The 16,330-nt window shown below is 36.1% G+C and carries 18 protein-coding genes and 2 pseudogenes; 4 read left to right on the top strand and 16 right to left on the bottom strand.

Features of this window, described 5'->3' with window-relative positions; all coding sequences use genetic code 11:
• Window positions 1-134: 134 nt before the first annotated feature.
• From BCR26_RS14180 to BCR26_RS14170, 3 genes are all read right to left on the bottom strand, one after another.
• A complete protein-coding gene (locus BCR26_RS14180; protein ID WP_281186564.1) occupies window positions 135-593 on the bottom strand; it encodes a SprT family protein in 459 nt (152 codons plus the stop codon).
• A 43-nt stretch (window positions 594-636) separates the two neighbouring features.
• Window positions 637-2,829 carry a Tex family protein gene (locus tag BCR26_RS14175; protein WP_069699649.1) on the bottom strand — a complete coding sequence of 731 codons (2,193 nt, stop codon included), beginning with the start codon at window positions 2,827-2,829 and terminating at the stop codon, window positions 637-639.
• A gap of 202 nt (window positions 2,830-3,031) precedes the next feature.
• Window positions 3,032-3,766, bottom strand: a complete 735-nt coding sequence (locus BCR26_RS14170; RefSeq protein WP_069699648.1) for a metallophosphoesterase — start codon at window positions 3,764-3,766, stop codon at window positions 3,032-3,034.
• Window positions 3,767-4,022: 256 nt separating this feature from the next.
• On the opposite strand from BCR26_RS14170, the gene BCR26_RS14160 reads away from it, so the two are divergent.
• The 4 genes and pseudogenes from BCR26_RS14160 to BCR26_RS19265 form a co-directional block, all read left to right on the top strand.
• Window positions 4,023-4,883, top strand: a complete 861-nt coding sequence (locus tag BCR26_RS14160) for an efflux RND transporter periplasmic adaptor subunit (protein ID WP_069699646.1) — start codon at window positions 4,023-4,025, stop codon at window positions 4,881-4,883.
• 11 nt (window positions 4,884-4,894) lie between these two features.
• Window positions 4,895-5,587, top strand: coding sequence for an ABC transporter ATP-binding protein (locus BCR26_RS14155; protein WP_069699645.1), 693 nt, complete (start codon window positions 4,895-4,897; stop codon window positions 5,585-5,587).
• 15 nt (window positions 5,588-5,602) lie between these two features.
• Window positions 5,603-6,286: pseudogene (locus tag BCR26_RS19270) on the top strand (ABC transporter permease); the annotation flags it as partial.
• A gap of 168 nt (window positions 6,287-6,454) precedes the next feature.
• A pseudogene (locus BCR26_RS19265) lies at window positions 6,455-6,826 on the top strand (ABC transporter permease); the annotation flags it as partial.
• Between the two features lie 214 nt (window positions 6,827-7,040).
• Here the strand turns inward: BCR26_RS19265 and BCR26_RS14145 are convergent.
• From BCR26_RS14145 to BCR26_RS14085, 13 genes are all read right to left on the bottom strand, one after another.
• Complete coding sequence (locus BCR26_RS14145) at window positions 7,041-7,454, bottom strand: EVE domain-containing protein (protein ID WP_084387157.1); 414 nt, start codon at window positions 7,452-7,454, stop codon at window positions 7,041-7,043.
• A gap of 14 nt (window positions 7,455-7,468) precedes the next feature.
• Complete coding sequence (locus BCR26_RS14140; protein ID WP_069699642.1) at window positions 7,469-7,888, bottom strand: pyridoxamine 5'-phosphate oxidase family protein; 420 nt, start codon at window positions 7,886-7,888, stop codon at window positions 7,469-7,471.
• Between the two features lie 87 nt (window positions 7,889-7,975).
• Window positions 7,976-8,533, bottom strand: coding sequence for a cob(I)yrinic acid a,c-diamide adenosyltransferase (locus BCR26_RS14135; RefSeq protein WP_069699641.1), 558 nt, complete (start codon window positions 8,531-8,533; stop codon window positions 7,976-7,978).
• Window positions 8,534-8,548: 15 nt separating this feature from the next.
• Window positions 8,549-8,977: a EutP/PduV family microcompartment system protein gene (locus tag BCR26_RS14130; RefSeq protein ID WP_069699640.1), complete on the bottom strand. Its 429-nt coding sequence runs from the start codon at window positions 8,975-8,977 to the stop codon at window positions 8,549-8,551.
• A 7-nt stretch (window positions 8,978-8,984) separates the two neighbouring features.
• On the bottom strand, window positions 8,985-9,572 hold the full coding sequence (locus tag BCR26_RS14125) for a histidine phosphatase family protein (RefSeq protein ID WP_069699639.1): 588 nt from the start codon (window positions 9,570-9,572) through the stop codon (window positions 8,985-8,987).
• 12 nt (window positions 9,573-9,584) lie between these two features.
• On the bottom strand, window positions 9,585-10,358 hold the full coding sequence (gene cobS, locus BCR26_RS14120) for an adenosylcobinamide-GDP ribazoletransferase (RefSeq protein WP_245676980.1): 774 nt from the start codon (window positions 10,356-10,358) through the stop codon (window positions 9,585-9,587).
• Window positions 10,331-10,924: a bifunctional adenosylcobinamide kinase/adenosylcobinamide-phosphate guanylyltransferase gene (gene cobU / locus BCR26_RS14115; protein ID WP_069699638.1), complete on the bottom strand. Its 594-nt coding sequence runs from the start codon at window positions 10,922-10,924 to the stop codon at window positions 10,331-10,333. The genes cobS and cobU overlap by 28 nt, the downstream gene beginning before the upstream one ends.
• Before the next feature lie 353 nt (window positions 10,925-11,277).
• Window positions 11,278-12,018, bottom strand: coding sequence for a hypothetical protein (locus BCR26_RS14110; RefSeq protein ID WP_069699637.1), 741 nt, complete (start codon window positions 12,016-12,018; stop codon window positions 11,278-11,280).
• 18 nt (window positions 12,019-12,036) lie between these two features.
• Window positions 12,037-12,549: an ECF transporter S component gene (locus BCR26_RS14105; RefSeq protein WP_245676979.1), complete on the bottom strand. Its 513-nt coding sequence runs from the start codon at window positions 12,547-12,549 to the stop codon at window positions 12,037-12,039.
• Window positions 12,539-12,919 carry a DUF4430 domain-containing protein gene (locus tag BCR26_RS14100; RefSeq protein WP_069699636.1) on the bottom strand — a complete coding sequence of 127 codons (381 nt, stop codon included), beginning with the start codon at window positions 12,917-12,919 and terminating at the stop codon, window positions 12,539-12,541. Before BCR26_RS14100 ends, BCR26_RS14105 begins: the two co-directional genes overlap by 11 nt.
• Before the next feature lie 21 nt (window positions 12,920-12,940).
• Window positions 12,941-13,633 (bottom strand): ECF transporter S component, encoded by a 693-nt coding sequence (locus BCR26_RS14095; RefSeq protein WP_084387156.1) that lies wholly within the window; start codon window positions 13,631-13,633, stop codon window positions 12,941-12,943.
• Entirely contained in the window at window positions 13,626-15,317 is a 1,692-nt protein-coding gene (locus BCR26_RS14090; RefSeq protein ID WP_069699635.1) for an ABC transporter ATP-binding protein, read from the bottom strand. The genes BCR26_RS14095 and BCR26_RS14090 overlap by 8 nt, the downstream gene beginning before the upstream one ends.
• The gene (locus tag BCR26_RS14085; protein ID WP_069699634.1) at window positions 15,290-16,180 is read right to left on the bottom strand and encodes an energy-coupling factor transporter transmembrane component T; all 891 of its coding nucleotides are present in this window, start codon (window positions 16,178-16,180) and stop codon (window positions 15,290-15,292) included. The genes BCR26_RS14090 and BCR26_RS14085 overlap by 28 nt, the downstream gene beginning before the upstream one ends.
• Window positions 16,181-16,330 lie beyond the last annotated feature (150 nt).

Here is a 16,330-nt window from a genome sequence, read left to right as displayed (position 1 = left end):
ACCATGGACACCCTTGTTTTCGACTAGGTACTTTCCGTTACTTGGACGTACTCGGGACTTTAACCCGTTAGAGTTTGACCATGCCGGGCAAACAAAAAGAGAGCCTTTTACGACTCTCCTTAAAGCTTTGTCATTCACTGAACAAGTTTTTCTATTTCCTTTAATTTGCCATGACATTTGCCACAAACATATTTCTTAGTATCAACACGACGCTTTCTTAAAAGTACTGTCTGACAATTCACACACTGGTATTGACGATAGGTTTGTTTTTTTTCATCTGTTAAGGATTGGACATATCTTGAACCACCGGTTTCAATAAGTAGCTGTTTGAAATCTTGATCCTTATGCTGGTAACCTTTCCCTTCAAGATGTAGATGATAATGACAAAGTTCATGTTTAATCACTTTGATTAATTCTTCTTGCCCATAGCACTCCATGACCCTAGGATTAAAATCAATATTGTGTGAGGATAAATGATAACGTCCTCCTGTCGTTCTTAATCTGGAATTAAAGTATGCACGATGAGTAAATTTTTTCTTAAAAAAATTGAAGGAAATTGTTTCAACCAATGATTGTAGCTCTTTCTCAGAAATCATTTGGTGCTTTATTTCTTTATTTATAAGAAGCTGATCCAATTTAGTCTTTCCTTTCGACTCTTGGTAACATTGTTAAACTGATACGTCCTTTTTTCAAATCAATCTCTTCTACCCAAACCGTTACTACGTCACCAACTGCCACAACATCCGTTGGGTGTTTAACAAATTTTGAACTTAGTTTTGAGATGTGAACCAATCCATCTTGCTTGACGCCAATATCAACAAAAGCGCCGAAATCAATAACATTGCGAACTGTTCCTTGCATCTCCATTCCAGGTTTTAGATCTTCCATTGAAAGGACATCTTTCCTTAACAACGGAGCTGGCATTTCATCACGCATATCACGTCCTGGTTGAATCAACGCACTTAAGATGTCTTTTAGTGTTTCGGTTCCAACCGCTAAATCATTTTCAATTTCTTTTAATGGAACATGTTTTAGTTTTTCAATAGCATCCTCAGTTCCAAGTTCAGTTAAATCAACCGTAGCTTTAGCTAAAACAGCTTTTGCCACATCATAGCTTTCTGGATGAATACCCGTATTATCTAAAATGTTTTTTCCATCAGGAATTCGTAAAAATCCGATTGCTTGTTCAAACGCTTTTGGTCCTAATCGAGGAACTTTTTTAACTTGATTTCTAGCTGTAAAAGCTCCGTTTTCATCACGATAGGTCACTAGATTTTGGGCAATCGTTTTATTTAATCCAGAAATATGCTGTAGTAATTGAGGACTTGCAGTATTAATATTAACTCCCACTTGGTTTACTGCTGTTTCTACAACAAAATCTAGCTGCTCTGCTAAACGTTTTTGTGATACATCATGCTGATACTGACCCACCCCAACCGCTTTGGGATCAATCTTTACGAGTTCTGCTAAAGGATCTTGCAGACGTCGAGCAATACTTACTGCACTTCGTTCTTCAACTTGTAAATCTGGAAACTCTGTTCTAGCTATATCACTTGCTGAATAAACCGAGGCACCGGCTTCGTTTACTATCACATAAAAAACATCACGCCTTACTTCTTTTAATTGCTCTGCAACAAAAAGCTCTGATTCTCGACTAGCCGTTCCATTTCCAATCGCGACCATCTCAACATTATAGTCTTCTATCAGCTTTCTAATAGCCGGCGCAGCAGCGGCTCTCTTTTCTCCTGAAGCTGGTTTATGTGGATAAATTACTTGAATAGCTAAGACTTTCCCCGTTGCATCAACAATTGCCATTTTACATCCTGTCCGGTAAGCTGGGTCAAATCCTAAAACTACTTTCCCTTTTAATGGTGGTTGCAATAGCAAGTTACGCAGATTTTCACCAAAAATATTGATTGCTTGTTCATCTGCTTTTTCTGTCAACTCATTACGGATTTCACGTTCAATAGCTGGCCCGATAAATCGTTTATAGCTGTCCAAATAGGCTGCTTCAACATAGGTCACTGTTGCTGAGCTTTTGTTTGCCCCGATTAACTGACGTTCTAGATAATTAGCTATTCTTTCTTCTTCAACTACAAGAGAAACTTTTAAGATGTCTTCTTTTTCACCACGGTTTGTTGCTAAAACACGGTGAGACACTATTTTACTAACAGGTTCTGAAAAATCGTAATACATTTCATAAACACTTTTTTCGTCTTTTTCTTCATCTTTGACTGTACTAACATATTGACCATGATTAAAGCTAAAATCTCGAATCCATGATCTGAATTTCGGCTCATCTCCAACACGTTCAGCAATGATTTCGTGAGCACCTAAAAGAGCGGCTTCTGACGTCAATACTTCTTTTTCTTCATCGATATATTTAGCGGCTTCTGCCAAAACATCTGCTTGTTCTGGAAAAGAAAGTAACCAATCTGCCAAGGGTTCTAAGCCACGTTCTTTGGCAATAGTTGCTTTCGTTCGGCGTTTTTGTTTATATGGTCGATACAAGTCTTCCACTTGTTGCATTTTTGTTGCTTTTTGAATCGCTGCTGCAAGTTCATCCGTTAGTTTTTCTTGGTCATTAATTAATCGTAAAACTTCTTCTTTACGTTTTTCTAAATTGCCCAAATACGTATAACGTTCATCAATTTCACGGATTTGAACTTCATCCAAACTGCCTGTCATTTCTTTACGATAACGAGCAATAAAAGGAACTGTATTTCCTTCTCCTAATAATGTTAAAACGGTTTTAATTTGATTTGGACGATATTCTGTTAATTCTTTTTGAAGTAGATCTACCACTTCTTGGTTATATATTTCTGCCATATTCCTATACCTCTCTTCATTAAACATACTTTCCTATTTTAGCATATTTTTCTTATTAAACCTAGAAGAGTCACAAATAAGGAGTGAACACAAGAGGTTGAGACAGAAGTCGTTTATTCGGATTTAGAGGATGAAACAAAACTGATTCTTAGTTTTGTCCCATCCTCTCTCTTTTTAATTTCTAAGGATTTCTCCAAAGATTTTAAAAGCTTGGTTGCCACGGTCCTTTCATATTTTGATATTCAATATCTTGGACAATTCCCTTTTTATCAAAAATTACACCGTGAACAGATCCTCCGAACACAGCTCCTCCATCAATCCCAATTTTATTATCTGACAGCCACAAATCAGTTGTTTCCATATCTCCGTGCAACATCGGAGTAATCGTATGACCGAATACAATTTTCTTGCCTGTTTGATTTTTCCCTTGGTGAAAAGGTTCTCGAATCCAAATAAAATCGTGTGGACTAGTTTTATGCCAATCTTTTTTAGTTAAATCAACACCAGCATGAACAAATATATAGTTTTCCCATTCAAAATACAGCGGTCGTTCAGTTAAAAAGGTAATTAAATCTTTATACTTTGTTCGAATCATTAAGGCAATTTCCGTTGGGGAATATTCTTCCGTTGCTCCTTTATGAAGTAAACTTTCCATGGTTTCCTTACCACCATTGTATACATAACTAGTAAACCAGTCTTCAGGTCGGTTTAAAAATTGTAGAAAATACTCTTCATGGTTTCCCCTAAGATAAATCGCTCCTTGTTCTTCTACCAACTTTTTCCCTAGTAAAAAACAGTCTTTTGTTTTACTCCCGCGATCATTTAAATCACCAATCAAAACTAATTGATGGATAGATGGATCGTAATATTGAATTAGCTCTTCAAACAACTCGTATTCACCATGAATATCACTAATTGCATAAACATATTTTTTGATTTTTCAGCCCTCCTAAATGATTGCTTTTCATAATTAGCAGCTACAATGTGCAATTTTAATCCACATTGCTTTAAACTTTTATAATTATTATACCTCAACTTACTTTTCTTTATAATTAAAACAGCGTTTACAATCCTAACGAGTGATAAAAAAGCAATTTTAACGTCTGTTTTGTTTAGACTTTTCATTCGAACAGTAGTAAACTTACATTAATGACACCTTGTCATAAAAACCAAATGAAAAGAGCTGACTTAAAATGAAGAAAAAGACTATTTTCGGAATCATTGCAGTAATAATAATTGCAATTGCTGTATTCGTTTTTGTTCAAGGAAATACTAGCACTTCTAAGGCTATTTCTGTTCGAACGGGCGAAATAAAAACAGAAACAATTGTTGAAAAATTATCAACAACAGGGACACTCATCCCGAATCAATCACAATCCTTAGCAGGAACGGGAAATGTTGTTGAAGTTAACGTAAAAGTTGGAGATAAAGTAGAAAAAGATAAGGTTTTGGCTACTTATGATAATGGCTTTCAATTAATTGCTCCATTCAGCGGTACAATCACTCAAATAAATATTAAAGAAAAAACCCCAGATACAAATGCTCAACTAGGCAAACCTTCTATTCAAATAGATGACCTGTCTACATTGAAGGTTCAATTACAACTGTCCAATTCTGAAGCTGCTGCTGTTACTATTGACCAGAATGTAGAAATAATAAACGGCAATCAGAAATATCAAGGAAAAGTTGCTGAAAAAGATCCTGTTGCTATTAGTACACAATCAGCGACTGGAACCACCGCTAATCTTGGAGCAGTTGTTACTTTCGACCAAGCTCCGGAGCATCTATTTGCAGGATTTGACGTTGATACTGAGATAATAACAAATACAGCAAATAACGTGTTAGCTCTTCCAATTGAAGCCCTAACATACAATGATAACAACGAACCCATCATTTTTATTATTAAGAATGGTGTTGCTAAGGAAACAAAAATTAAAATTGGCATTCAATCAGATAAATTAGTAGAAGTAACAGCTGGTGCAAAAGCAGGAGAAACTGTTATTCTTTCTCCAAGTTCAGATATCAAAAATAATACTGAAGTAACCAAAGAATAGAAGGTGAACTCATGATTGATTTAAAAGATGTATTTAAAGTGTATGATACTGGTGGCGAAAAGCTAACTGCCTTGAAAAACGTCTCCCTTCATATTTCTGAAGGAGAATTCACTTCTATAATGGGTCCTAGTGGTTCTGGTAAATCAACGATGATGAATATTTTAGGTCTGCTAGACCGTTTCGATGCCGGTTCCTACCACTTAAACGGCCAAGATGTTACAAACTTGACCGATAACGAAAGTGCCCATGTTCGAAATAAAGAAATTGGTTTTGTATTTCAATCCTTTAATTTAATGCCTAGAATGTCACTTTTAGATAATGTTGCCTTACCTATGGTTTATGGAGGGATTTCTCCTAAAGAAAGAAAAGAACGCTCTTTAGAAGCTTTAAGAAAAGTTGGTTTAGCTGATCGTGTCAATCATCGCCCAAATGCAATTTCCGGTGGACAAAAACAGCGTGTTGCAATTGCTCGTGCAATTGTAAATAATCCAGCCGTTTTAATGGCTGATGAACCGACTGGAAATTTAGATTCGAAAACAACTTTAGAGATTATGAAAATTTTTCAAGACCTAAATACTGCTGGAACTACTGTGGTCATGGTTACTCATGAACCAGATGTCGCGCAATATACGAAACGAATCGTTTCATTTCGTGATGGGGAAATCATTGACGACAGCCCAGTAAGCAATCGAAAAACATTATAGAAAGGAGCGAATAATATGGGAATTATTGAAAGTTTCAAAATGGCTATTGATAGTATTTTGGCAAATAAAATGCGCTCTTTCTTGACAATGTTAGGGATCATTATTGGTATCGCAGCTGTAATTGCTATTTTAGCAGTCGGAAATGGTGCGACTACTCAAATTACTGGTACATTCAGTGATTTAGGCGCCTCAACGATTTCTGTTTCAACAAGTAGAGATGCAACCGATAGTCAAAAAATTACTAGCAAAGATATCAAGACGCTAAAAGATAGTATTCCACAAATTGATCACATCTCTCCTTCCGTTAACATCCAAGCTGTGGCCGCAGCAAATGAACGGTCGAAAGCAACTTTAGTAATGGCTGGAACCCCTGATTTACAATATACTAACCAGATGATGGATAAAGCTATTGTCTATGGCCGTTATTTTAATCCTACTGAGTATGCTGAAGCTAGTAAAGTAGCTGTGATTAGCGCTGATACTGCTCGCTACTTCTTCAACGGAAGAGAGAATGTCGTTGGAGAAAAAATATCTTTGCGAGGCCAAAAAGGTCAAATTAGTGTCCGGATTATCGGAGTCACAAAAAGTACAATGGAAAAAATGGTGGGCTCTTTTGATGAAGAAGAAATGATGGGATATGTTTCTATCCCACTAACAACTGCAAATGCACTGAATCCAGATTCAACAAAAATTACTAGCTTAACAGTTGTTGCAAAATCAAAAGATGATATTGATGCTGTTTCCAAGCAAATCGTCAATATTCTTTCTGTCCGTCATAATACAGTTGGAGAAAAGGTCTATACTGCTACCAATTTTTTACAAGCCTTAGATCAAGTCAATAATGTCTTAGGACTATTTATTAACTTTATTGCTGCAGTGGCTGCCATTGCTTTGTTAGTTGGAGGAATTGGTGTAATGAATATCATGCTAGTTTCTGTAACCGAAAGAACGAGAGAAATTGGGACTAGGAAGGCTTTAGGGGCAACGAATGGAAATATTTTATTCCAATTCTTAACAGAATCAGTCATTCTTTGCTTGATTGGTGGGATTATTGGACTGACATTAGGAGCAATTTTAGCCGTGTCTGTCGCAAGTGCCTTAGATATTACAGCACAATTTACGCTAAGTTCTATTGTCGCAGTCTTACTTTTTTCAAGTGCTATCGGGATTTTCTTTGGGGTATACCCTGCAAGAAAAGCTGCTAAATTAGATCCTATTGAAGCCTTGCGCTATGAATAATTACTAAACAACTTAAATAATTTATTAAAACACTAACGAAAGAGGATGACGCAAAACTGATTTTTAGTTTTGTGTCATCCTCTAAATCCGAGTAAACGGTGGTCAATCGTTTGAGTCTTCGGAAATTTCCCAAAAGTCACTCATACATAAAGCGTATTGCGCGCTTTTCGGTCTAATTTATCGCCCCAAAACGACTTCTGACTCAATCACTTTCCTACACAATTCCAACATTCATCCCTGTAGCGATGATCTTAAAAAGCTCTTTAGGAATTTGAAAATGTCCGAATCTTAATCGAGATCGAAATTCCTGCCATAAAGGAACATCTGTTAAAGCTTTTAACGGCAGTGGAACGCATTCTTTTATAAACGAGACATCTTTTCTATAAGGAATAAAATCAGGAGCCATTTCAAACGGATAGGCTTCCCCCTCTAAAATTTGTCCAATAGCAACAAAATGTTGATAAGGCTCATTCGCCTCTAAGTTTCTTTTCGGGGCGTAATAAATCAGCCAATCTCCTGTTTTCATCCGCTTTAAAGGAGCCTGTTTTCCATGGCATAATTGACTAAACCCTTCTGAAACACCTAATTTCACATGATCTTCTGAAGCAACTCCAATCCAGTAATTCACAACTATTCCCTCCATTAAACCTTGATAGTTTCTCGATTTCCCATCCCTAAAATGACAATAGCTTTATCAAAGCTAATTTCGTAAAGATCCAACAAGTCCCCAGCTTGTTTTATATTCTCATCATAACCGGGAATCTTTTTAGAAAAAGCTTCTGCAACATCATAAATAGTAAAATTACTTTTTTGAACTTTACCAAAATGAACTCTCACATGCTCTGTTCCATTATCAGGAACTGTGGTAAAAGAAACTTTCGAATTTTCGTCAATTTCCTCTATTTTTTCATTCCCTTTAAATGTTGAAAAATAGACGCATTTCTTCTCTTCGTCATAAACAAAGTTAACAATCCTGACATTGGATTGATCCCCTACACTTGTTGCTAAAGCCATTTTTTGTTGGTTAAACATGATTTGTTTAAAAGCATCTGTTGTATTCATAATTATATTCTCTCCTTTAATTTTCGTTACAAGTTTATTCTAACAAACAAACCCTGACAACTATGTGTCAGGGTTTGTTTAAGAAATTTAATTATAAAATACTTTTCCATTTCGTCGATAGCTAATATCTTCTCGACCTTCACGAAAATTAATAAAACGAGCGATAGCATAAAAGTAATCCGATAAACGATTTAAGAAAATCAATGCTTCTAAATTGATTTCTTCTGAATCTCGGACTCTAACAACACATCTTTCAGCCCTTCTAGCAACCGTTCTTGCCATATGCAGTAAACTAGCGATTCCACAGCCACCAGGTAAAATAAATTCTTGTAACTCTGGTGGAACATCAGCATATTTATCAATTTTTTGTTCTAACCATTCAACCGATTCCGCAGTTGTTCGGTATCCTTTCGTACTATTTGGTGTTGCCATATCGGTTCCACAGTCAAATAAAGTATGTTGAATTTCTTCTAATTCCTTTTTTATTTCTCGATAAGTTTGCATTTGACTGATAATGTAGCCAACTAATGAATTTAATTCATCAATGGTTCCGTAAGCTTCTACGCGGTCAGAAGCTTTACTTCTTTTTTCGCCACCAATAATGCTTGTTTGTCCTTTATCACCAGTTTTTGTGTAAATCTTCATTGATAATTCCCCCTATCATTCTTCTAAATAGCTGATTAATTCATCGATTCCTTGATTTTCTGTAGAAGAAATCATAAAGAATTTTTTTGCTCCTGCCAATTCTAATTGTTTTCTTGTTCGCTCGATTTCTTCCGCAGTCGCTAAATCTATTTTAGTAATAATCCCAATACAAGGTTTTGCAAATGCCGATGCAAACAGTGGTGAAAAAGTTTGTTTTCTTTCGACTGCACTTGCCATCAAAACAATCACTTGGGCATCTACTGCGGTTGTCAATAGAGCGCTGTAATAATTTCGATGCTGAATAAACTCACCTGGGGTATCGATAACTTTATCGTGGAACTCAATCGCTTGAGTTTTATTGTAGTAAATCTCTTCCCCTTTTAGCTTTTGGGACAACGTTGTTTTTCCACAGCCAACGGAGCCAATAAAAATTGCTTTTTTCACGTGTCTTTCACCTACATCTTTCTACCAAATGATAGTGTTGATTTTTAAATTCATATACAGTATATGTTCCTTGTTTATAGTCAATCGACCAAAAATCAATGATCTCTCTGTTGAAATATTGATCTAGCACTCGTAAAACTCCCAAATGTCCTATAATCAGTATATTGGTTTGATTTTTTTCGTCAAAATCTTTTTCAATTCTTCTCATTCCAGCCAACACTCGTTGTTTAAAGCTTGAAAATGTCTCTGCTTCTGGAGGAGTTTTGTCAAATGGCTCTTCCAACCAAGCTTGCCATTCTTCTGGGTAATTCAACTCAATCTCATCTGCTGAAAGACCTTCCCATACTCCAAAAGATTTTTCGTTCAATTCAGGTATTATTTGATGCGTATTTTTAGGTGCAATCAATTCAGCGGTTTGCTTTGTTCTTTTAAGGCCACTGATATACACCGCTTCAAAAGAAAGGTGTTTTAACTTATCAGCAACTTTCTCACTTTGACAGCGACCAACTTCATTTAACTCAATATCTAGTGAACCATAGAATTTTTTTTCTTGATTCAAGCTTGTTTCTCCATGACGTACTAAGTAAATAGCCATTTTCCACCTCTGTTATCGTCTCAACATCACCAATAAAAAAATGACTTGTGCAATACAATAGAATGCACCTAACGTATCCCCATTCATTCCATCTATTTTTTTGTAGACTAAGCGACGATACCCAAAATGAATGAAAACTACCACTAGATAAGCTAAACATGCTGACCACCCTAGTAAGCTAAATAATGCAACAAAACAAATCATTTCAGTAAAGATAATCCGCCAAGTTTCAACATTTAAGAATAAACGTCCTAAACCTTCTGTATGCCCAGCATACTTCATTTTCCAAAATAGCAATGCAATTCCTGACTTCCCAACAATTTGCAACGCAACAATCAATCGCATTAGATAAGCAACATCTAGCTCTGTTAGGTAAACAGCAATTGGTGCAATCAATAAAAGATAATAAAAAATAAGTGCCAATACCCCATTGCTACCTACTCGGCTATCTTTCATAATTTCAAGCATACGTTCTTTCTTTCGAGAAGAAAATAGTCCATCACACATGTCTGCTAAAGCATCCATATGAAAAGCGCCTGTTAACAGGACATCAAAAAGCAAAACGCTAATCCATGCCAATAAAAACGAATTTAGCAACCAATAAATTATCCATAAAATAGTGGCTTCTATTAATCCGATAGCTAAACCAAACATCGAAAACCAAAGAATACCTTTTTTAAAACGGTTTTCTGCATCCTCAATCGGGATTGGGATCGGCAATCGGGTAAAAAACTGGAAATACAAAATTAGCGATTTAATCATTTTATTTTTTGGGGAATGCCGCATACTACAAAGTATACTGTTTCCGCTTCCTTTGCTAAAAATTGGTTCACTTTTCCCAATAAATCTTGAAACCAGCGCCCTAAAAGCGTCATAGGAACCACACCAGACCCGACTTCATTGGTCACCATAATCATTGGAGCCCCTGTTTCAGCTAGAGCATTAACAATTTTCTTCCACTCATCAAAGATGCGTTCTTCGATGTTGCGACGTTCTTCTCCAGAATAGGCTTCGAATACTTGGTCAATTTCTGCTAAAGGAATTTCCAACTCTACTTCCATCAAATAGTAGAAAAAATTTGTGTTCCAAATCGTTACACAATCCAGTAAAAATCCACTATAATTACCATGGTTTTCATAAATTAATTCATCAATACCCAAAAACTGTTCTTTTGTCGTCCAATTTTTTGGGCGACTTTCTTGATGCCTTTCAATTCTAGTTTCCATCTCACTATCTTTATAATTCATCACGCTAGTTGCAATATAGCAAACATCTGTATTAGATTCTAAAAGACTCTCAGAAAAACTTGATTTCCCACTTTTCGCTCCGCCAGTTACTAACGTATAGGCCATTTTGTTTCTCCTTTCTACTTCGTGGTCCGATGTCCATTATCTCTAAGCGAGTAAACTCGTAAGAATAATGGCTCTCCTTTCACTTTGGTGGTCCGATGTCCACTATTCCTAACTCGCTTTGCTCGAAGGATAGTGGCTCTCCTTTCACTTTGGTGGTCCGATGTCCACTATTCCTAACTCGCTTTGCTCGAAGGATAGTGGCTCTCCTTTCACTTTGATGGTCCGATGTCCACTATTCCTAACTCGCTTTGCTCGAAGGATAGTGGCTCTCCTCTCACTTTGGTGGTCCGATGTCCACTATTCCTAACTCGCTTTGCTCGAAGGATAGTGGCTCTCCTTTCTACTAAAAAGTTTCAATTTTCACGTATGAATGTTCCGATCTTTTTTATCGGAATTTTATCGTTTAGTAAAACAGGTACAACCTCTTTGTCAACTGCCACAAGTAAGACCGTTGCTGGTCCTGCTGATTGAGTCAAATTTTCGGCTTGATTGTTCTCCTTAAAAATCAGCTTGCTTGATTTCGCTAATTGATTTGCTTCATATAGAATCCCTTTTGACCCTACAGGAATCATTTCCAGAACCCCTTCTTGTTGTCGAAGATTCAAAAGATCCTGATAAGAAAAAATTTTGTCTTGATTTTTTAAGACTGCCTCTCCTACATAAGGATAGCCTACTTGATAAAGAGAACTACCTTTTATTATTTTCCCGTAAACAAAGCTTTTCTTTTCAATTGACCCAATCACTGTCACTCCGATTGAAGTCATTGTAGTTGTCATGTTTTCTTCGGTACTGCCATTGATTAGAACGTCATCGAAACCAGTTTTTTTTAATTCGGTTTTAATTCCTGTTAGCATCAGATTACCAGTTGGATTCATCTCGTTACTGATCGTATCAATGACAATTTTGGGCACCCCACCTACAGCTAAAATTTCCATTAAAGGCACCCGTAAACAAAAAGCACTAGTTATTTCTGGTGGGACTTCTACTTGATCTTGTTCCTTTAGCCCAATGGCCCCACTACTGTCACAAGCAACGATCACTCCTAGTTCTTCTGTTAAAAAAGTAACCGATAAATCACGAATATTTTCATTCACTTGTCAGCCAACTTCTTTCTACTCAAAAATTTTAGTAACAGATTTCTCCAATAATGTTAGAAGAATCTCTGCCAAAACGATATTCACTACCGCCCCAATACTTAATGGCAAAAATAAGAAATAAGTGACTTGCCCTAACAAAGGATAAAGCAAGAACAATGACAATGGTACATTAATTAGATATGCTAGTAACATTGAAGACCATCGATTTAAAAAATAGCGTTTGGGTATTTTTTTTCTAGCATAGCCATAGCAGAACATACAAAATCCCATTAGCAATCCTGTCACTAAATGAACTGGAAGTGTTAGTGGAAACCCAGAAAGAATAGCTGTTATCAAATGGCCTAGTGCACCTAAAAAGAATCCAATTTCTGGACCCAAAATAACTGTCCCAACAAACGCTGGTAACGAATCCAAAGCAATTGACCCCATAATTTTAACCATCGAACCAACAACACATAAAGCTAGAAACATCCCCGCTAAAGCTAACTTTTTTGTGCTATTCATTGCTAAGGTCCTTTTATAATTCATTTAAAGTCCAGATGATTTTGTCTCCATCTTTTACAAAATATTCTGTCGCTCCAACATCAGGCTGTTTGCCATTTACTTCGTACAACCAATATTTACTTTTCCCAGCATCTTGTTTATGCCCATCGATTCCACTAATAAACTCTTTGTCCATGTCTACTTTATAGTTTGCTTCCATGATATTTTGCACTGATTCATCTTTTTTAACTTTTAATTCTTTTTTATCAAACTCTTTATCATCTTCTTTTAAAATAACTGTTACACTGATTTTCTCTTCTTTCTTTTCCGTTGTTTGTTTCTCATTTGATTTTCCACAACCGGTTAATAGAAAAATAGCTGCTACCACAATACTTGCTTTAATAAGTTTTTTCATTTTTTATTTCCACCTTTAATTTTATTTTTTTATATCATATTTCACTAAAATACGTTGGAGCTTCGTTTGAATCGCTCTAAATAGTAAACAAGAAAAAAATGCATTCGCAAAGCAATAAGACAACGTGTAAGGCAACGCTGTCACGAGAAGAGCTAAGTAGCGACTCCATGAAAAATAGCGATCAATTGAAAAGACCGTCCATGTATCCATAAAAAACGAGAAAAAAAGTCCCGCTACAATTCCATAAATGATTAGTCCCAAATAGCTTTGATTCAATTTTTTTTGTACCCAAGGCAACCCCGCCACTAATCCAATGATTCCCCAAGAAAACATTTGAAAAGGAGTCCACGGTCCTTGTCCAAAAATCATATTCGAGGCAATGGCTGACAAGGCCCCTACAAGAAAGCCAATTTCTGGCCCCATACAAATACCTGAAATAATGATAATCGCCGTCATTGGGGTCAATGCAGGAATCATATAAAACATAAACCGACCTAGCACAGCAGTTGTAACCAGTACAGCAATTAAAACCAACTCTTTAATATTCAGCTTCTTTTTTTCGTATTTGTAGAAAATTGGAATACAAGCTACTACAACTAAAGACATTGAGACAATTTGATATTGCCCATTTCTAAACATCGCATACATTAAAATCAATGCTCCAAATAAAAGACTCAGTCTTAAAGCAAGCTCTTTAGACAAATGATTAACCATTATTACCCGCCTCATTTCTTTCATTTACACAAGCAGCTACTACCTGATTGACAGTTACTAAGGAAGAGAAGTACTCCCGAGAAATTCGACTAGCTGCTGTAGTATAAAAGGCATGATTACTAAAAAATGGTTGGGGTTCATCTTCTGTTAATAGATTATTTTGAAAAAACAAGCCGCATCGATCGGATAACTCTGCAGCAAAATCTAAATCGTGCGTCACTACAAGAATTGTTTTTCCTTGCTGCGCTAAATTTTTTAGTAAATGAATCAGTTGTTTCTTTCCGTAATTATCAATCCCTTTAGTTGGCTCATCCAGAAGTAAAACCTTAGGATCGGTTAATAATACCTTCCCTAACGCCGCTCTTTGACATTCTCCGCCACTTAAATCAAAAGGGTGTTGACTCAATATCGACTCAATATCTAAGGCTTTTGCAACGGTAGCAATTCTCTCTTGTTGTTGATGTTCAGGATACTTATTATTTTGCAAATAATTTAGGTAGTCCTCCATCACAGAATCTTTTATAAAAACTAACTGTGGTGATTGAGGTAAATAGCCAACTAAATGTTGATTCTTTTTCAATGGTTTACCATGAATCATCATTTTCCCATGATAGCAGTTGAAAATACCAGCAATCGTTTTTAAAAGGGTTGTTTTTCCCGTACCATTTCCACCAACTAATGAAAATATTTCTCCTTGATTGATTTCTAAGTTCACGCCCTGTAAAATATCTGTTCCATTTTTTTCGTAACGGAACCAACAATTTTCCATTTTTACAGCCACAGGAAGCTTCAACTTCGGTGTAAAATGTTCCTTTTTTTCATTATCTACTTTATTGAGCAATTTTTTTGTAAAATACTGATTCAAGTATCTTTTTCCTTCTGTAACGGTTAAAGGACAATCTCCAGGTAACCCTAAACGGTGATATATTTGTGTGGCACTAGGCAAACTGAGAATAAATCTTTCAAGAATTAGATTTCTTGATTTTAAATTATCAGAAATACGTTTTGGTTGCTCGGCTAAAACTAGTTGACCTGCATCTAATAAAATGACTTTGTCAGCTATAGAAAAAGTGGCTTCCAACGCATGCTCGGCTAATAAAATGGTCATCCCCATCTCACGATTCAAACGAACTAAAATCTCTACAAAGTTTTGTGAAGCAATAGGATCTAATTGGGTTGTTGGTTCATCTAAAATCAAAATCTCTGGTCTCATAACCAAGACCGACGCTAAATTTACCAACTGCTTTTGACCACCAGATAATTCATTTGTTTTCTCTTCAACAAGTTCTTGAATCCCTAAAAAATTAACCATCTCAGCAATTCTACTTTTTATTTGCGTTGGAGGAATCCCCATATTTTCAAGACCAAAAGCCAATTCATGCCAAACTGTTTCCGTAATAATTTGATTTTCTGGATTTTGCATAACATAGCCAATTCGACTTGTAGAAAACTCTTCCGAAAGTAATTCTAGTCGTTCTGTTCCAAGAAAAATAGTGCCCTCTTTCTTCCCAGCTGGGGTTAATTGAGGTTTTAACATTTTCAAAAAAGTGGATTTTCCACTTCCAGAAGTGCCACAAATTAAGACAAATTCTCCTTTGCTAATGGTTAAGGAAATACTTTTCAAAACTTCTTTTTCAGATCCTGCATATTGAAACGTCAAATTCTTGATTTCAAGATAGTCCAAATAATTCCCTCCTTGACACTATTGATGGTCGGCAACATAGCAAATAGAAAAATTAGTCCATAGTTTAACCAATGATTCTCAATAAAAAAAGTTACATTTTCTATATATGGATAGTAATTAAATAAATAAACCCCTTTTGTTAACGAAATTAAAAAAATACCAAGCATTCCTAAGATTCCAAATAGATAGATGGTATCTACCCACGACCAGTGATAACTGATTCGACTGCTCCTTTTGAAGCTACCATACCCACGAGCTTTCATTGAATCGGCAGTGTCCATCGCATTTTCCAATGCCCAAGAAAAAAGATTACCAAATAAATCCAATCCATAACTGGCTTTTTCCTGCAAGTTACGCTGTTGCGTTCGCTTCATTGTTTTTTGCACTTGTCTAAGTTCTTGAAAATATTGTTGAAACAGCGGGATGAAACGAAAAATCATCGTCAATATTAATGACAGTTTCGCAAATCTTTTTCCAAAAAGATAGAAAAATTTTTCTGAGTCCACGACAGTTTGTAAAATTTGAAACAAAAACAGAACTGTGGCGATCATAATTCCCATTTGTAAGCCATAAAGGAGTGCTTCCAAAGTAAACGGTTTACCTAAAAAGAAAAATAAAATCGTCCCACCTCTGTGAACAAATAAAGGGTTCGTCACCGTAATAACGATCAAGAAAAAAAATGGGAATCCTAAAGAACGAACAAGTCGTCTGCCTCTCAATTGAATAATTCGAAAACAAAAGCTACCAATAAAACAACTGCCAATAACAATCGGATTCGTCGTACTCATAACAATCAGTAGCATAGCGATGTAATAGCTAGACGAAACTAGCGGATGTCTATGATTAAATAAATTTTCATTCATATGATACCCCATTTCTTATCTTACGAACACTTTGAAAATCGATAAAATAAAACAATCAGCACCACCCGTGAGAACGGGTGGTTTGCTCTGCGGGTGGAACCCGCTCTTACCGGCCTTGGTCTAAAGACCTACTGAATCAGTCCGCCTTCC

Source organism: Enterococcus rivorum, from assembly GCF_001742285.1.
Taxonomy (GTDB): Bacteria; Bacillota; Bacilli; order Lactobacillales; family Enterococcaceae; genus Enterococcus_L; species Enterococcus_L rivorum.
Note: the sequence above shows the minus strand (reverse complement) of the source record. Positions and strands in the feature narration are given on the sequence as shown.